The sequence below is a fragment of the Photobacterium sp. CCB-ST2H9 genome (genome assembly GCF_023151555.2).
Classification (GTDB): Bacteria; Pseudomonadota; Gammaproteobacteria; order Enterobacterales; family Vibrionaceae; genus Photobacterium.
Genome location: NZ_CP100426.1, coordinates 1,396,730 through 1,410,669, shown reverse-complemented (window position 1 = coordinate 1,410,669; position 13,940 = coordinate 1,396,730). Strand labels below are relative to the sequence as shown.

The following is a 13,940-nucleotide window of genomic DNA, read 5'->3' as shown; positions in this document are numbered from 1 at the left end:
AGCTTATTTGCGTTTATCAATCGGCAGCCATTCCTGATGATCCGGACCGATATAATCGGCACTCGGACGGATAATCCGGTTATTGGCGCGCTGTTCGTACACATGGGCCGCCCATCCCGTGACCCGGCTCATCACGAAGATCGGGGTAAACAGCTTGGTCGGAATGCCCATAAAGTGATAAGCCGAGGCATGGAAAAAATCGGCATTGGCAAACAGTCCTTTTTCGCGTTTCATTACGGCTTCCACCCGTTCAGAAACGGCATACAGACGGGTGTCACCCACATCCTGAGACAGCTTGTGCGACCAGGCTTTGATCAGCGCATTGCGCGGGTCAGATTCGCGGTAAATCGCATGGCCGAAGCCCATGATTTTTTCTTTATGCGCCAGCATCTTCATAATATTGGCTTCCGCTTCATCCGGCGTTTGCCAGTGTTCGATCATCGCCATCGCCGCTTCATTGGCCCCGCCGTGCAGCGGACCACGCAGACTGCCAATCGCCGCAGTAATGCAGGAATGCAAATCCGATAACGTCGACGCACAAACCCGGGCCGTGAAAGTCGAGGCATTAAATTCGTGCTCAGCGTAAAGAATCAGCGAGCAGTGCATCACCTGCTTGTGCAGTTCAGAAGGCGCTTTCCCGGTCAGCATTTCCAGGAAGTAGCCGCCGGTGCAGTCCTGATCAGAGCCGGCAGTATCAATCCGGACGCCGTCATGGCTGAAGCGGTACCAGTAGCAGATGATGGCCGGCAGCAAGGCCAAAATCGAGTCGGTTTTCTCTGCCTGCTGACTGAAATCCGTTTCCTGATCCAGATTGCCCAGCATTGAACAGCCGGTACGCATCACGTCCATCGGATGGGCATCTGCCGGAATCGCTTCCAGCACAGTTTTCAGCGCATCCGGTAAACCGCGTTTGGCTTTCAGCGTTGCTTTGTACTGATCCAGCTCGGCCTGTGTCGGCAGCTTGCCTTTCAGCAACAGATAAGCGACTTCTTCAAACTGCGCATGGTTCGCCAGATCCGTAATGTCGTAGCCGCGGTAAGTCAGGCCGGTGCCGGTTTTGCCGACGGTGCACAGCGCCGTACTGCCGGCACTCTGACCGCGCAGTCCTGCGCCGCCCAGGGGTTGATTGTGTGAACTGTCCTTGTCTGCCGTGTGTTGATTATCCGCTGTCACTGAATGTGTCGCAGTCATTACAGGCTCCTTTCTTCACGTTGTGTCACGTTATGGATTTGGCCCGGTTCCGGGCAGAGACGCTTACGTCATACGCCTTCTCATGATGATGTTCTTTCTCTGTTGTTTATTCGCTGATGTTCTTTCGCAAATGCTTTGCCGCTGATGTTGCCCGCTTCTCACACCCCGTGAACGGCGAAGCGGCATGTCTCAGGCCTTACCGGCCACTGAACAATTGATCCAGTTTTTGCTCATATTCATGGTAGCCAAGATATTGATACAGCTCCTCACGGGTTTGCATTTGGTCCACGACGTTGCGCTGATGTCCGTCTGTCAGCAAATGCTGATATACATTCAGTGCCGCCTGATTCATGGCCCGGAAAGCTGACAGCGGATACAACACCATCTCCACGCCCTGTTCTGCGAGCTCATCACAGGAAAACAGTGGTGTCTGGCCAAACTCGGTGATATTCGCCAGTACCGGAACTTTGACCGCATCGACAAACTGGCGGTACTGCTCCAGGGTGTTCATTGCTTCCGGAAAAATCATGTCGGCACCCGCTTCGACACAGGCAATCGCCCGTTCAATCGCCGCATCCATCCCTTCGACCGCCAGTGCATCGGTCCGGGCCATAATGACAAAGCTCTCATCCTGACGGGCATCCACCGCAGCTTTGATGCGATCCACCATCTCACTCTGAGACACAATCGCTTTATTCGGGCGATGGCCGCAGCGTTTTTGAGCCACCTGATCTTCCATGTGCACCGCGGCAGCACCTGAGCGCTCCATCTCCCGAATCGTTCGGGCAATATTAAATGCGCCGCCAAAACCGGTATCAATATCCACCAATAGCGGTAATTCACAGGCTGCGGTGATCCGACGGACATCTTCCGTCACATCGTTGAGGGTGGTAATGCCCAGATCCGGCAGCCCGTAAGATGCATTGGCAATGCCGCCGCCGGAGAGATATATCGCCTGATGTCCCACCTGCTGAGCCATCATGGCACAGTAGGGATTAATGGTGCCGACCACCTGCAACGGGTGATTGTCGGCCACCGCCTGACGAAAACGCTGTCCTGGTTTCATGAGTAACTCCTTGTTTGATTTGGTTCATTCAGCGCGCTGACGATTCATCCTTTCTCAGCTGGCTTTCAATCAGTGTCCGGCTGCGCATGATGTGGCGACGCATCAGCATTTCAGCCAGTTCGCCATCACGGTCTCGGATCGCAGACAAGATCTGAACGTGTTCGTTGAGTGCGCGCTCGGGGCGGGCATGTGAGCGGGGCGACTGATACCGGTACATGCGCAGCAGATGATAGAGCTCATCACACAGCAGACTGATCAGCTTGCTGTTGCGGCTGGCCTTGATGATTCGGTAGTGAAAATCAAAATCGCCATGCTGATGAAAATAAGAAGCGCCATCCACTTCTTCGATATACTCCTGATGCTGTCTGAGCAGATAATCCAGCCCGTCCAGTTCTTCTTCCGTGATATGGGCGCATGCCTGACGGGCAGCCATGCCTTCCAGCGCTTCACGAACCGCATAAATCTCTGCCAGTTTGCCCGGGCTGAGCGCCACCACTCGGGCCCCCACATGCGGTATCCGTTCAACCAGCCCCAGTGCTTCCACCCGCATCATGGCTTCACGCAGCGGCCCGCGACTGACGGCAAACTGCCGCGCCAGTTCAGGCTCAGAAATTTTGCTGCCTGCCGGGAATACGCCCGTGACAATCCGCTCTACCAGCACTTCCAGCAGGCTGTCCGATTTGGTTGGCTCTTTGGTGTTCTCGGCTTTTCCTGAAGCACCCACCGAAACGACCTTCACATTGTCGACAATATCAATACTCACTGCACTTACCACCAGGCTATAAAAAGCTCAAACCCACACATTGTTAACAATTAGATGTTAATAGAGCAAAAATAGACCGGAAGGCGCAATCCAACAAGTTGATTGTTTACAAAAAATGAATTGCTGGCATTGAGATTGTCGACAATGTGACAGACATCGAGAAAGAATTGAGAAAAACTTAAGAAGGATTTCAGAAGGGGAGGTTCGCGATATCCGGGGGCATGCACGCCCCCGGATCGATTAACGGTAGCTCGTTTTTGCAGTAATCATGTTAAACAACTGCGGGAAAAATCGTTTGATGGTCGGTGCCCAGCCACTGATCCCTTTGCCGATCACCACCTCATCTTTCCGGGCGGCAATGGCTTTCAGCATCTGGCGAGCTGCATCCGCCGGATCCATGCCATTTTCAATGGAGGCTTCCGGCTTGTTTTGCGCAACGCCCTGTCCGTTCAGCGAATTATGACCAATCGCCGTTTTCACGGAGCCCGGGCAAATCGTCAGGCAATGAATACCGTGCTGACTCACCTCAGCCCGCAAGCAATCCATAAAACCGACCACGGCATATTTCGAACCGGAATAGCCCGTCCTGAATTTCGATCCGACTTTTCCGGCCACACTGCTGATTGCCACGACACTGCCGCCCCCGGTTTCGATCATCCGCGGCAACACGGCTTTGGTCATTGCCACCAGACCGAAGTAGTTCACCTCCATCAGCTGGCGGTACACTTTGAATTCATTTTCCAGAAACAGGCTGCGTTGTGAAATCCCGGCATTGTTCACCAGAATGTCGACACGACCCACCTCGTCCAGCACCGCCGGAATGTCCTGCATCAGCCTTTCCGGCTGCGCCATATCCAGCGGCACGACTTTGTGATTACCCGGCGCAAGATCGGCTTTGATCGCCGCTAACTTCTCTGCATTCCGGGCCGAAAGAATGACATTTGCCCCTTCCTGAGCAAACTGCACCGCTAACTCGCGTCCGATTCCGGAAGAAGCACCGGTGATCCAGACGGTTTTATTCTTAAACAGCATGACATCTCCTTGTCTTGATTTGCTATTCAGAGTTTCAGGGTCTGATGACCCTAGCCTTTATCCTTGATCATGGCTGAACAGGACCTGCATGCTGATCAATATAATCTGCTAAAGACTGGTAATAACCCAAAAGAAACAGAGCCTCGGCCAGTACAAACAACGGACCAATGATCAGTCCGACAAGATCATCCACAAACGCCGGTTTCCGGCCTTCAAAATAGTGCCCGATAAACTGAAACACCCAGCCGACAATGAACAGGCTCAGACTGATCCCCAGCCAGCCCGACATTGGCAGCGACGCAACAGGCATCGCTGCTACCGTCATGACAATCAAAATGGCAGCCATGATGGCTCCCAGCGACCCGCTGAGACGGAGATAAAAAATCACGCACAGTGCCACAGCAATATAGGCGCCATTCAGCACCACGGTACCGAGAACAAACTCGGTTCTGGCCAAGAGGCAAATTGCCGCAAATACGATGGCAGGAATCCCGACAAAATGGGTCAGAATATTCCGCCTGGAACGGTGATAGCGCGCGTAATTCGTCAATTGCTCTTCCAGTGTCTTCATGCATCCTCCATAGCGTTTACTGTTACTTGAGTGTCCGCTGCCTTTAAGCTTTTACTCTAATGCCAGGTAAACAACATGTGAAAGTGCCGATTCTGTGATGCCGCCGATAAAGAAAGAGACAAAAAAGCCAGCCCGCAGGCTGGCTTCAAACGATGGCACACTCGCAAGCTTATTTCACTGATTCAGAAGCCAGCTTATTTTTCCGCCATGATTTCAATTTCGACAATTTCACTTCATGAATCAGAATCGCGGCCAGAATGCAGGCACCACCCAGCATCTGCATGGACGTGACCAACTGCCCCAAAAACACAAAACCCAGAATTAAGGCAAAAATTGGCTCTGATAATTCGACCAGCTGGACGGTCTGGCTTTTCAAAATGGTCAGTGATTTAGTGGTACACCAGAAGCCGCCAATCGTCGGCAGCAAAGCCAACAGCAACAGTGTCAGCCAGACATCATTTTCCACACCGACAACACCAGACATGGAGAATGGAATCATCAAATAAACCAGACCAAACATCAGCAAACCACAAACCGGAATCAATCCGCCGCCAATATCCAGCTTTTTGTTCAGCACCAGGAACAGTCCGTAACCGACACCCGCCAGCACCGCAAACAGGAAACCGGTTTGATCTGAATTGGCAATATTTTCATTTTCCAGAAAGATTAAATACAGACCCAAAACAGCAAACAGTACCGACATCCATTCCTGACCTGTCAGGTTTCGTTTTTCAAACAACGCGTTCGCAAAAAAAGTCACCAGCGTCGAAACACCAAACAGTAAGAAGACGACCACAGCAACATTGAGCGTTTCATAAGAAGCCGTTTCGAAAAAATACAACATAAAAAAGCCGAAGAAGCTGCACACGGCCAGGGATTTCCATTTCGATTTCAAATACGTCATCAACGTCGGTAATTTTCCGGTCACGCCAAGCACCAGAAGAATGATCACAAATGCAACCACGCATTTATAAAACGCAACCGCTTCAGAGGGCAGGCCAGACTGAAACAGATTAACACTCAAAATACCAACCATGCCGTTAAAAAATGCCGCCAGTAATGCCAGAACGACACCAAATATGTGTTTCTTATCCATTAGAATTTCCTGTTACTGCGAGTGGAGTAATTGATGAGCTTACCAGAGACATACATTGAACAATTGCGTCCCGGACTTCAATAGAATTCTCTCCTTCGAAGTGAACTCTTGCGGGTATCTCATCATAGGAGAACTCCGTACTTTCACCACTTGAATTAAATTCCTGGAATGTAACATTCGGATGTTCTAACTGAAATCCATCGGCCAACTGATATCCGGATTCAAACGGATTCGGAACCATCAGAAATCCGGTTACTTTCGTTTCTACCGCTTTCACGGTCTCTCCAAGTGAAGCCTTCGTCCACAAATCGAAGAGATCTACACCCTCATTATTGTAGGCAACAAATGGTATTTCACCACCGCCCACTCTTCCACCAATTTCCAAAAAGTAAAAATCATCACCATTTTCAATGACTTCTAAATGGACGGCTTGATTTCTTATGTTCAGTAAGTCCGCGACTTGATACGTAAATCGTTTTAATTTTTCATTGACGGATTTATCGTCAATGGTAAATGAGCCAAGCGGGATTTTATTTCTAAAATCAAGGCAGGTATTGATATATTTGGAAACTTTGAAATATGGCATCTCATCATGAGAAAGAACGGCATCAACATGATATATCTCACCTTCTATAAACTGTTCAATCTGATACCCTTCAAAGCGCTCCAGAGATGGAATATCTTCGCTTGAAAAAATCTTCTGAACACCTTCAGATGCAGCACCGACTTCCGGTTTGATGATGCAGGGATAACCATATTTCGAGATGAAATCCGTGATATCCTCATGCCGCTTCACCGCCTGAAACATCGGGAACAGAATATCCGACTGCATGAGTGCAGATTTCATCAGTACCTTATTTCGATACAGATCATTATCTTCAACTTTAGCGCCTGGTATCCCTAATGCGTCCCTGATCATGGAAGCACTATCCAGATCATACTCTGAATGTGCGATAACCAAATCAATCCGATCAACCTGATTCATTTCAATCGCAGCGGATAAAACATCTTCACTCTTTAATGCGTCCAGCGCCTTAACATGCAAACAAGTCTTCGGATCGATATATTTTGTTTTATTCTTCAGAGTCACGAATGACACTTGAAAATCATTGTGATCAATATATTTTTTGTAATCTGAAAACATATCATCATAACGATTGATAACTAAGACATGTTTCATAATAATCCCACCTCAGTATTCACTTCATGTACGACACTTTTGATTTCATGATAATCATCGCCGGAGAAAATAAAGTAACCAACGCGTGAGGTCCAATCCTGATGACTACCTAATACATCCCCATGATTAAAGTATATTTCATGCTTTTTGAAAAACTTATGACTCATATACTTTTCAATCGAACTCAGCTCAGTGAAAACCTCTTTGTTCCCTCTTGGAATAAATGAAATTGCAGAAACCACTTTCGGCAAATCAGATCGGGTAATATTCCGGTTTGTATAGGCTGCAATGGTCATCTGTGCTAAGTCGACACCATAAGACTGCTTGATTAACTCGACAATCTTGTCGCCAGGCATCCTCGCCGCCATTTCGATAGCCACAGGCTGACCTTCTGGGCGAACTCTCAGTTCCAGATGGAAAGGACCAATATTGACACCGATAGCGTTCACAACCGCTTCCGCATACTGGCGAATTGTACTCGCGATTGATTCACAGATGTCATGCCCGACAATATGGCCAAACTCGACAAAGTAAGGCTCTTGTCCCAGTACTTTTTCAGTAATGGATACAATTTCTACCTGATTATCAATGACGACACCTTCAACACTGAATTCATGCCCCGGAATATATTCTTCAATAATGAATTTTCCGGACGATACAAAATCCAGATCGTTAAGCGCAGACTGAGACAACCTTGTGACCACTGCAACGAACTCATCAATATTGTCCACTCGTCTGACTTCGGTACTTCCCGACATATCAACCGGCTTGATAACCGCAGGAAAAGTAAAACCATCCGGCAATTCAAGCGGCTGAAGCTCCGTCTCTTTATCGATTGAAAAGTAATGAATATGGCTCAGCTGAGTTTCTTTCAATTTAGTTCTGAAAGCATACTTATCCCGAACGAAATCAATCACAGCTTCGTCCAGATGTGGTAAACCAAAATATTTTGCTAACTGAGAACAGACCGGAACTGTATATTCAGAACCAGGGAAAATGGCTTCAACATTGCCAAGTTCTTCAATGACGTCCACCAGCGCATTCATATCCCTGGAGTCGACTTTAATAACCGATTGAACCAGGCTTCTTAAATCGTGGCTTAGCTTTCTTTCTCCTTCATCAATACAAAGGATATGTAAATCGATTCCCATTTCTGCTGCCGCATGGATATATGCGGTTCCAGATGATACTGGATCTATGACGACAATACTCACATGACCTTCCTGCTAACCAAAATATTCGATTTCTTTATTATCAAGTATTGAAACTTTCTCTGTCACAGCCGTTGAGCCGACAGAAACTGTAAAAAAGTCTTTCGAGATAAATCTATCAATATCATTAGCATCCCAGTCAGGAAAACGGACATTCTGAACATGAACACTGCAATCAACTCTGCTTGTGAACTCGCGAATGCAATTTTCATGATAAAAACTCAATGACGATCTGTTGATTGCAATCACATTGATGCCTTCCAGTGCGTGTTTCTCTGAGAGTTCTAATGCTCTGGAGAGAGCGGCCCCCATCCCACTCCCACCGGATATAACATTGATAGATCGACTCATTTCCTCATACCTTGGCACAGGAATATTCACGATTTGATATCGAACTTCATCACCGGGATTTAATGTTAAGAACCAGTTCGAAAAAACGCCGTCTTCTTTTAACTTCACATGGATACGTAAAAGATCAAATCCATCTTTATACATAGTGACCAGAGAATAACTTCGGGTGACTTTCAAATCATGACTAAAAATATTCACGATAGATTTAGACGTGAAGAATTGTTTTTTTATTTTTATCTGAATTTCTATGATTGATTTATCCAAATATTCAATCTGACGAATAGTACCAATTGAATAATTACTGACATAAGGTTCAATCGTTATATCAGTCAAGGCTTTGCTGACACAGGGTAAAAACATGTTTGGGGTGTTTACCATCTTACCGTTTTCCATCACTTGTCCAGCAACCAGCTTACAGCGACAGACCCGGCATACACCATTTAAACACCCCTTTGTGATGTAATCACTTGGGATATTATTGATTAAATTATCTTCAATGTCAGAAAATATCTCGATGTCAGATATTTTAATTTTTATCTCAGGCATATTACATCACTATTGATTAACAACTATAGCGTATTTGCTCTTAGCTCTGTGAAATATTCACCGACCATAGGAATAAAGGCTTCAATATGTTGAATTGCCAGTTTTACATCATGATCGTTTTTAATCACAGTTGACAGCATCTCTGTCATCATACCGCTATGATCTTCTGCTTCATCAAAGGCAACGTGAGAAGCAGCACCACTGACTTCTTCCTGCCCCAAATAAGAGCCAGCTTTTTGAGTGATGAATGGATTATAATTATCGCCATAATACTCCAGGAACCAATCCCAGATAATCGCGGCTAACGGGCCAAAACGCTCGACACTATAGGTCAGATAACCCATTAATTTAATTGTTGATGGAAAAGCATTTTCATCTTTTACATCTGCCATTGTATAGCCATATTTGATCAGGTCCTGAGCAAACATCTCATCATGACCTAACTCATCATACAGATAATAAGACAATTTCTTTGCCGCTGGAATATTACCCTTACATGCAATCGCAATTGCTCTCGCATCCAGCTCATTATTCATATTAATGCGGATGACACATTCAAGAATATGACGTTTATAATATTCTTTGTTAAACCAATCGCTTTTATGAAACTCACCCGTTACAGAGTCTTTTTCAAACTCTTTCTCCAGAAGTTCATTGACTTTATTTTCTAAGCTTTTAATAACATTTTCATTGATAAACATGATCATGCTCACTATTTGTAATAAAAGTTACCACTTTCAAAAACAAAATTTTGAAAGTCACTTATGTAACAAAAGAATCACAATGCAACAACATACATATGACCTGCACGCAAAGTATCTAACAGTTTATTGCCAAACAACGCACTAATTATAAAACCTCGAGACACTTCACAGTCCTGAAAAATTTAACTTTCCATGCTTTTTATTGATATTCAATTCAGTAACAAGGGAATCAATCACTTGAAATGTCTTTCAGGTAAAACCCGGGAAATATAATGATTAAAAGGATTTTTAAACCATTGAAAATTCATTCGGATGTCATACTGAACAGCAGGTATAGCAACACAAACATCCGGCATCCGTTTATTTTTCGAAAAAGAAAAGCTCTCTTTTTAAATGAGTCACTGATAACCCATCACTTCCCGTAAAAGCAAAAAGACAATATTTACAGAAACCGATACGATGGAGCGCATTCAACTGTGTAAAGGATATATAAAAACGCATGGACATCATCTTTCTCAACGGCCCCAGCAGCTCAGGCAAAAGTGCAATTGCCAAAGCGTTACAAGACGTGATGGCGGACGATTACCTTCATATCGGGATTGATACTTTCATCGCAATGATGCCTGCCAAAGCCAATACCCTGAATGAATCCGACACACCGGCTCATGGCTTTTACTGGCGGACCACCCTGCTCAATCAGCAGCCCGTCAATCGCATTTCCTCGGGTCCGTACGGCAAGGCTGTCAATGATGCCTATCGCACCACAGTCAGGCATCTGGTTGATGCCGGACTGAAAGTGATCGTGGATGATGTGCTGAATGGTTCGGAAGAAATGACTGTCTGGCAATCGGTGCTGGCTGGCAAAAACTGTCTGTATGTCGGCGTGACCTGTTCAGCAGAAACCCTGATTCAGCGCGAACAGCAACGGGGAGACAGACACATCGGCTCGGCCATTGAACAGGCATCCCGGGTGCATTGCGGCATTGAATATGATCTTCTCATTCATACAGACGACTGTTCCCCGTATGACAGTGCAAAACAAATTCATGATTTCATCGTCAGTCATGATTCAGCCCGATGAGATTGACTGATATATTTCTCGGCAAATCGCTCGCCTGCCTCTTGATAATATTCGCAATCATCTTCATATCAGAATGATGTTCATTCTCTGAGCAGTCTCAGCTGCGTTTTTATGCCAACCCGTTATGCATTCACAGTATCGCTGAGAGACATTCGCTGACAACCGAACCCAAGGAGCGCTCTCACATGGATTACCTCTACGCGATGATACTGTTCGCCGTTTCATCCTCTGTCACCCCGGGCCCGAACAACATCATGGTGATGACTTCGGGTCTGAATTTCGGCGTCAGAAAGAGTCTGCCGTTGCTGAGCGGCATTTGTATGGGCTTTGCCATCATGCTGTTGCTGGTTGGCGTGGGGTTCGGACAGCTGTTCGAACTGTTCCCCAGCCTGCATTTCATCATTAAATGTTTAGGTGTGTTGTACTTACTGTATCTCGCCTGGCTGATTGCCCGTTCCGGCGACATTGGATCATCAGATGCGCAGGCAAAACCGATGGGCTTCATGAAAGGCGCCCTCTTTCAATGGATTAACGCCAAAGCCTGGGTGGTCGCAACCGGGGCCATCGCCGCATTTACCACCGTGGGTGCCGACTTCCACAACCAGAACATGATGCTCGCAATCACGTTTCTGGTGGTGTCTTTTCCCTGTGTCGGCGTGTGGTTGATGTTCGGATCCCTGCTGAAAAAAGCGCTGACCCAGGCAAAATACCGCCAGTGGTTTAATTACACCATGTCAGGGCTTCTTGTCGTTTCAGTTTTACCTGTCATTCGGGAAATCCTGAATCATTAAGAGGCCATGCGCTCATGACAGAACTCACGCAAATGGGTCATGCGCAGGTCTTTCTGAAAGAGACCCGCGGCTTGCCCTATATCGAAAAAAGCAACGCGACAGATGTCGAGATGCATTTTTACCGCAACATCGCGCCTCAACTGACCATGGTGGGCGTACATACCCCACGGCTCTATCATTGCGACACGAAAAATCACGTGCTGCATCTTGAATACATCCCGACGCCAGTCACACTGGAAGCGTTGCATGAGGATCCACGCTGTTTTCAACAGTTAGCCGCGATTCACCACTTTTCACGGCATTCAGATCATCCCAGATGCGCTCACCAATGGACAGAACAACACACCATTCAGGCCCGGAACCATCTGCAACTGTCGGGCAATGCAGAAGCACATCTGCACCAGCTCAGAGAACAGTCCGAAGGGCTGTTTTATCCGCATGCCTGCCTGTCGGGTGACAGTAACGCTGGCAACTGGGGAATTCGGGACAACGGTGACCTGGTGTTATTCGACTGGGAACGGTTCGGCGAAGGCAGCCCGGCCATTGATCTTGCACCCCTGGTCAAAGGCATGGGCGATCGGATGTCTTATCAAGCCATCGCAGATCGCTATCTGGCGCATTCGTCTCTGTTACCGAAACAGACCCTGCTCCGACACCTCATTCTGGCGAAAGCCTGGATCGTGGTCGACGTGGTCAATATTCTGAAAGACAGAAACAAACCCGATACTGAGACCTATCTCAACTGGTTCCGACAGGTGTTTCCTGCATGGCTCAAAACGCACAGCAGTTACCTCTGACTTCACGACTGAACACCAGATATCAAAAAGCCCCCGGACGGAGACTTTGAATTGCAACGATCAGCATCTGCAATCGGATCAGAGTGAGTTATTCTCGGCGTTCCAACTGACGCCGCAATCGCTCGATTTCATCCAACAGATCAAGCGCCACAGCAATGCCAGCCACATTCAACCCTAAATCTTGCTGCATGCGACCAGCGCGCAGTGCCCGGCGCAGGTTGACGGTTGCAAATCGCCAGTGAATGGGCCGATCTCCCTCAGGGTCGAGGACGCCTTCTTCAACAAGCGTGATGACCCATTCAGCAGGCTGGTCACAGGCCCGGCAAAACTCAGCCATACTCAGCGTTGGCTCATGCTCTGAAATCACAGTAATGCTCAGCTGATCTGAAGTAACTTTCTTCTTCATGACTCAAAACCAAATTGGCTGCGGGGGTTAAAGGACATCAGCTCCTGCATCTGACGGTACAGTGCTTTTTCCTGCTCAGTTTCCACCTTCGGTTGGACAATATTCAGGGTGATCAACATATCCCCGGGGGTGGTTCCGGGAAGGCCCCGTCCGCGAAGCCGGAGTGTTTTTTCAGAATCTGAATTGGCCGGCACCTTCACCTCAATAGGCCCCGTGGGAGACGGTATCTTTATTTTAGCGCCCAGGGCCGCCTCCCATGGCGTGACCGGAAGCGTCATGCACAGATTTTTCTGTTCGAGACGATAGAGCGCATGCGGACGAAAACTGACTTCGAGATAAAGATCGCCTGCTTCACCGCCTGAGTGACCAGGCATGCCCTTTCCGCGTAGACGAATGTGCTGGCCTTCTCTGACGCCTTTTGGGATTTTTAAATTCACCGTCTGAGGTTGCGTGCCGTCCATTCGAGATGACGGCAGGGTGAGTGAACGCACCGCGCCATGAAAGCTGTCTTCAATATCAATCAGCACCTGAGCGTGTATATCTTCGCCCTTAGCCTTGAAATGTGGGTTTGCGCCGTGAGCCCTGTGAGCGCGCTGTGCCCGATCGGACCGGTGACCAAAGTGACTGCCAAACAGCGATTCAAAAAAATCTGAAAACGCACCTGCATCACCCCGGGTGAAGCTGTCACCGGAAAACTGAAACTCACGCTCCCAGTCTGGCGGCACATCAAAGCTCTCCCCGGTGTGCCAGTCTTTGCCCAACTGATCATAAGCAGCCCGCTTCTGGGGATCTTTAAGCACTTCGTAAGCTTCTTTGACCTGAATAAACTTCTGGTGAGCATCCGTTTCCTTCGACACATCCGGATGAAATTTCCGCGCACTTTTTTTATAAGCACGTTTGATATCCGCCTGCGTCGCATCGCGGGGAATCCCAAGAATGGCGTAATAATCACGATATTCCATAACACCACGATCCAGACTGAAAGTTGAAATGGGCTCTCCGGGGCTGTTCGCCATACGCTTTGCCGGCAAACATCTTTGAATTGCGGTTCTGGCGCGACAGGAGCCCATATCAGTATAGGCAAGTGAAAAAAAACATGGGTTTCAATGGAAAGACTGCACACTTGATTATGCTTAGAAGCAATCATGAGATGT

The 13,940-nt window shown here is 47.6% G+C and carries 15 protein-coding genes; 3 read left to right on the top strand and 12 right to left on the bottom strand.

The features are described 5' to 3' along the window. Positions 1–3 precede the first annotated feature (3 nt). The 10 genes from prpC to L4174_RS23100 all read right to left on the bottom strand — a co-directional run bounded on the left by prpC (position 4) and on the right by L4174_RS23100 (position 9,708). Positions 4–1,191 (bottom strand): 2-methylcitrate synthase, encoded by a 1,188-nt coding sequence (gene prpC, locus L4174_RS23145; RefSeq protein ID WP_248142900.1) that lies wholly within the window; start codon positions 1,189–1,191, stop codon positions 4–6. Between the two features lie 196 nt (positions 1,192–1,387). Then, on the bottom strand, positions 1,388–2,257 hold the full coding sequence (prpB, locus tag L4174_RS23140) for a methylisocitrate lyase (RefSeq protein WP_248142901.1): 870 nt from the start codon (positions 2,255–2,257) through the stop codon (positions 1,388–1,390). 28 nt (positions 2,258–2,285) lie between these two features. Further along, complete coding sequence (locus L4174_RS23135; RefSeq protein ID WP_248143354.1) at positions 2,286–2,996, bottom strand: GntR family transcriptional regulator; 711 nt, start codon at positions 2,994–2,996, stop codon at positions 2,286–2,288. Positions 2,997–3,260: 264 nt separating this feature from the next. Next, positions 3,261–4,052 (bottom strand): SDR family oxidoreductase, encoded by a 792-nt coding sequence (locus tag L4174_RS23130; protein WP_248142902.1) that lies wholly within the window; start codon positions 4,050–4,052, stop codon positions 3,261–3,263. A gap of 67 nt (positions 4,053–4,119) precedes the next feature. After that, positions 4,120–4,623, bottom strand: coding sequence for a DUF962 domain-containing protein (locus tag L4174_RS23125; RefSeq protein ID WP_248142903.1), 504 nt, complete (start codon positions 4,621–4,623; stop codon positions 4,120–4,122). Between the two features lie 169 nt (positions 4,624–4,792). Next, positions 4,793–5,719 (bottom strand): DMT family transporter, encoded by a 927-nt coding sequence (locus L4174_RS23120; RefSeq protein ID WP_248142904.1) that lies wholly within the window; start codon positions 5,717–5,719, stop codon positions 4,793–4,795. Beyond that, on the bottom strand, positions 5,712–6,899 hold the full coding sequence (locus L4174_RS23115) for an acetyl-CoA carboxylase biotin carboxylase subunit family protein (RefSeq protein ID WP_248142905.1): 1,188 nt from the start codon (positions 6,897–6,899) through the stop codon (positions 5,712–5,714). Before L4174_RS23115 ends, L4174_RS23120 begins: the two co-directional genes overlap by 8 nt. Then, the gene (locus tag L4174_RS23110) at positions 6,896–8,113 is read right to left on the bottom strand and encodes an acetyl-CoA carboxylase biotin carboxylase subunit family protein (protein WP_248142906.1); all 1,218 of its coding nucleotides are present in this window, start codon (positions 8,111–8,113) and stop codon (positions 6,896–6,898) included. The genes L4174_RS23115 and L4174_RS23110 overlap by 4 nt, the downstream gene beginning before the upstream one ends. A gap of 12 nt (positions 8,114–8,125) precedes the next feature. Then, entirely contained in the window at positions 8,126–9,007 is an 882-nt protein-coding gene (locus tag L4174_RS23105) for a 2Fe-2S iron-sulfur cluster-binding protein (RefSeq protein ID WP_248142907.1), read from the bottom strand. A gap of 23 nt (positions 9,008–9,030) precedes the next feature. Further along, positions 9,031–9,708 (bottom strand): hypothetical protein, encoded by a 678-nt coding sequence (locus L4174_RS23100; RefSeq protein WP_248142908.1) that lies wholly within the window; start codon positions 9,706–9,708, stop codon positions 9,031–9,033. Positions 9,709–10,210: 502 nt separating this feature from the next. Between L4174_RS23100 and L4174_RS23095 the strand changes: the two genes are divergently transcribed. The 3 genes from L4174_RS23095 to L4174_RS23085 all read left to right on the top strand — a co-directional run bounded on the left by L4174_RS23095 (position 10,211) and on the right by L4174_RS23085 (position 12,380). After that, the gene (locus tag L4174_RS23095) at positions 10,211–10,792 is read left to right on the top strand and encodes a chloramphenicol phosphotransferase CPT family protein (protein ID WP_248142909.1); all 582 of its coding nucleotides are present in this window, start codon (positions 10,211–10,213) and stop codon (positions 10,790–10,792) included. A gap of 185 nt (positions 10,793–10,977) precedes the next feature. Beyond that, positions 10,978–11,583: a LysE family translocator gene (locus tag L4174_RS23090; RefSeq protein WP_248142910.1), complete on the top strand. Its 606-nt coding sequence runs from the start codon at positions 10,978–10,980 to the stop codon at positions 11,581–11,583. 14 nt (positions 11,584–11,597) lie between these two features. Further along, the gene (locus tag L4174_RS23085; protein ID WP_248142911.1) at positions 11,598–12,380 is read left to right on the top strand and encodes a hypothetical protein; all 783 of its coding nucleotides are present in this window, start codon (positions 11,598–11,600) and stop codon (positions 12,378–12,380) included. A gap of 88 nt (positions 12,381–12,468) precedes the next feature. On the opposite strand, the gene L4174_RS23080 is transcribed toward L4174_RS23085, so the two are convergent. After that, positions 12,469–12,786 (bottom strand): chaperone modulator CbpM, encoded by a 318-nt coding sequence (locus L4174_RS23080; protein WP_248142912.1) that lies wholly within the window; start codon positions 12,784–12,786, stop codon positions 12,469–12,471. Beyond that, positions 12,783–13,802 (bottom strand): DnaJ C-terminal domain-containing protein, encoded by a 1,020-nt coding sequence (locus L4174_RS23075; protein ID WP_248142913.1) that lies wholly within the window; start codon positions 13,800–13,802, stop codon positions 12,783–12,785. The genes L4174_RS23080 and L4174_RS23075 overlap by 4 nt, the downstream gene beginning before the upstream one ends. Between the last annotated feature and the right edge of the window lie 138 nt (positions 13,803–13,940).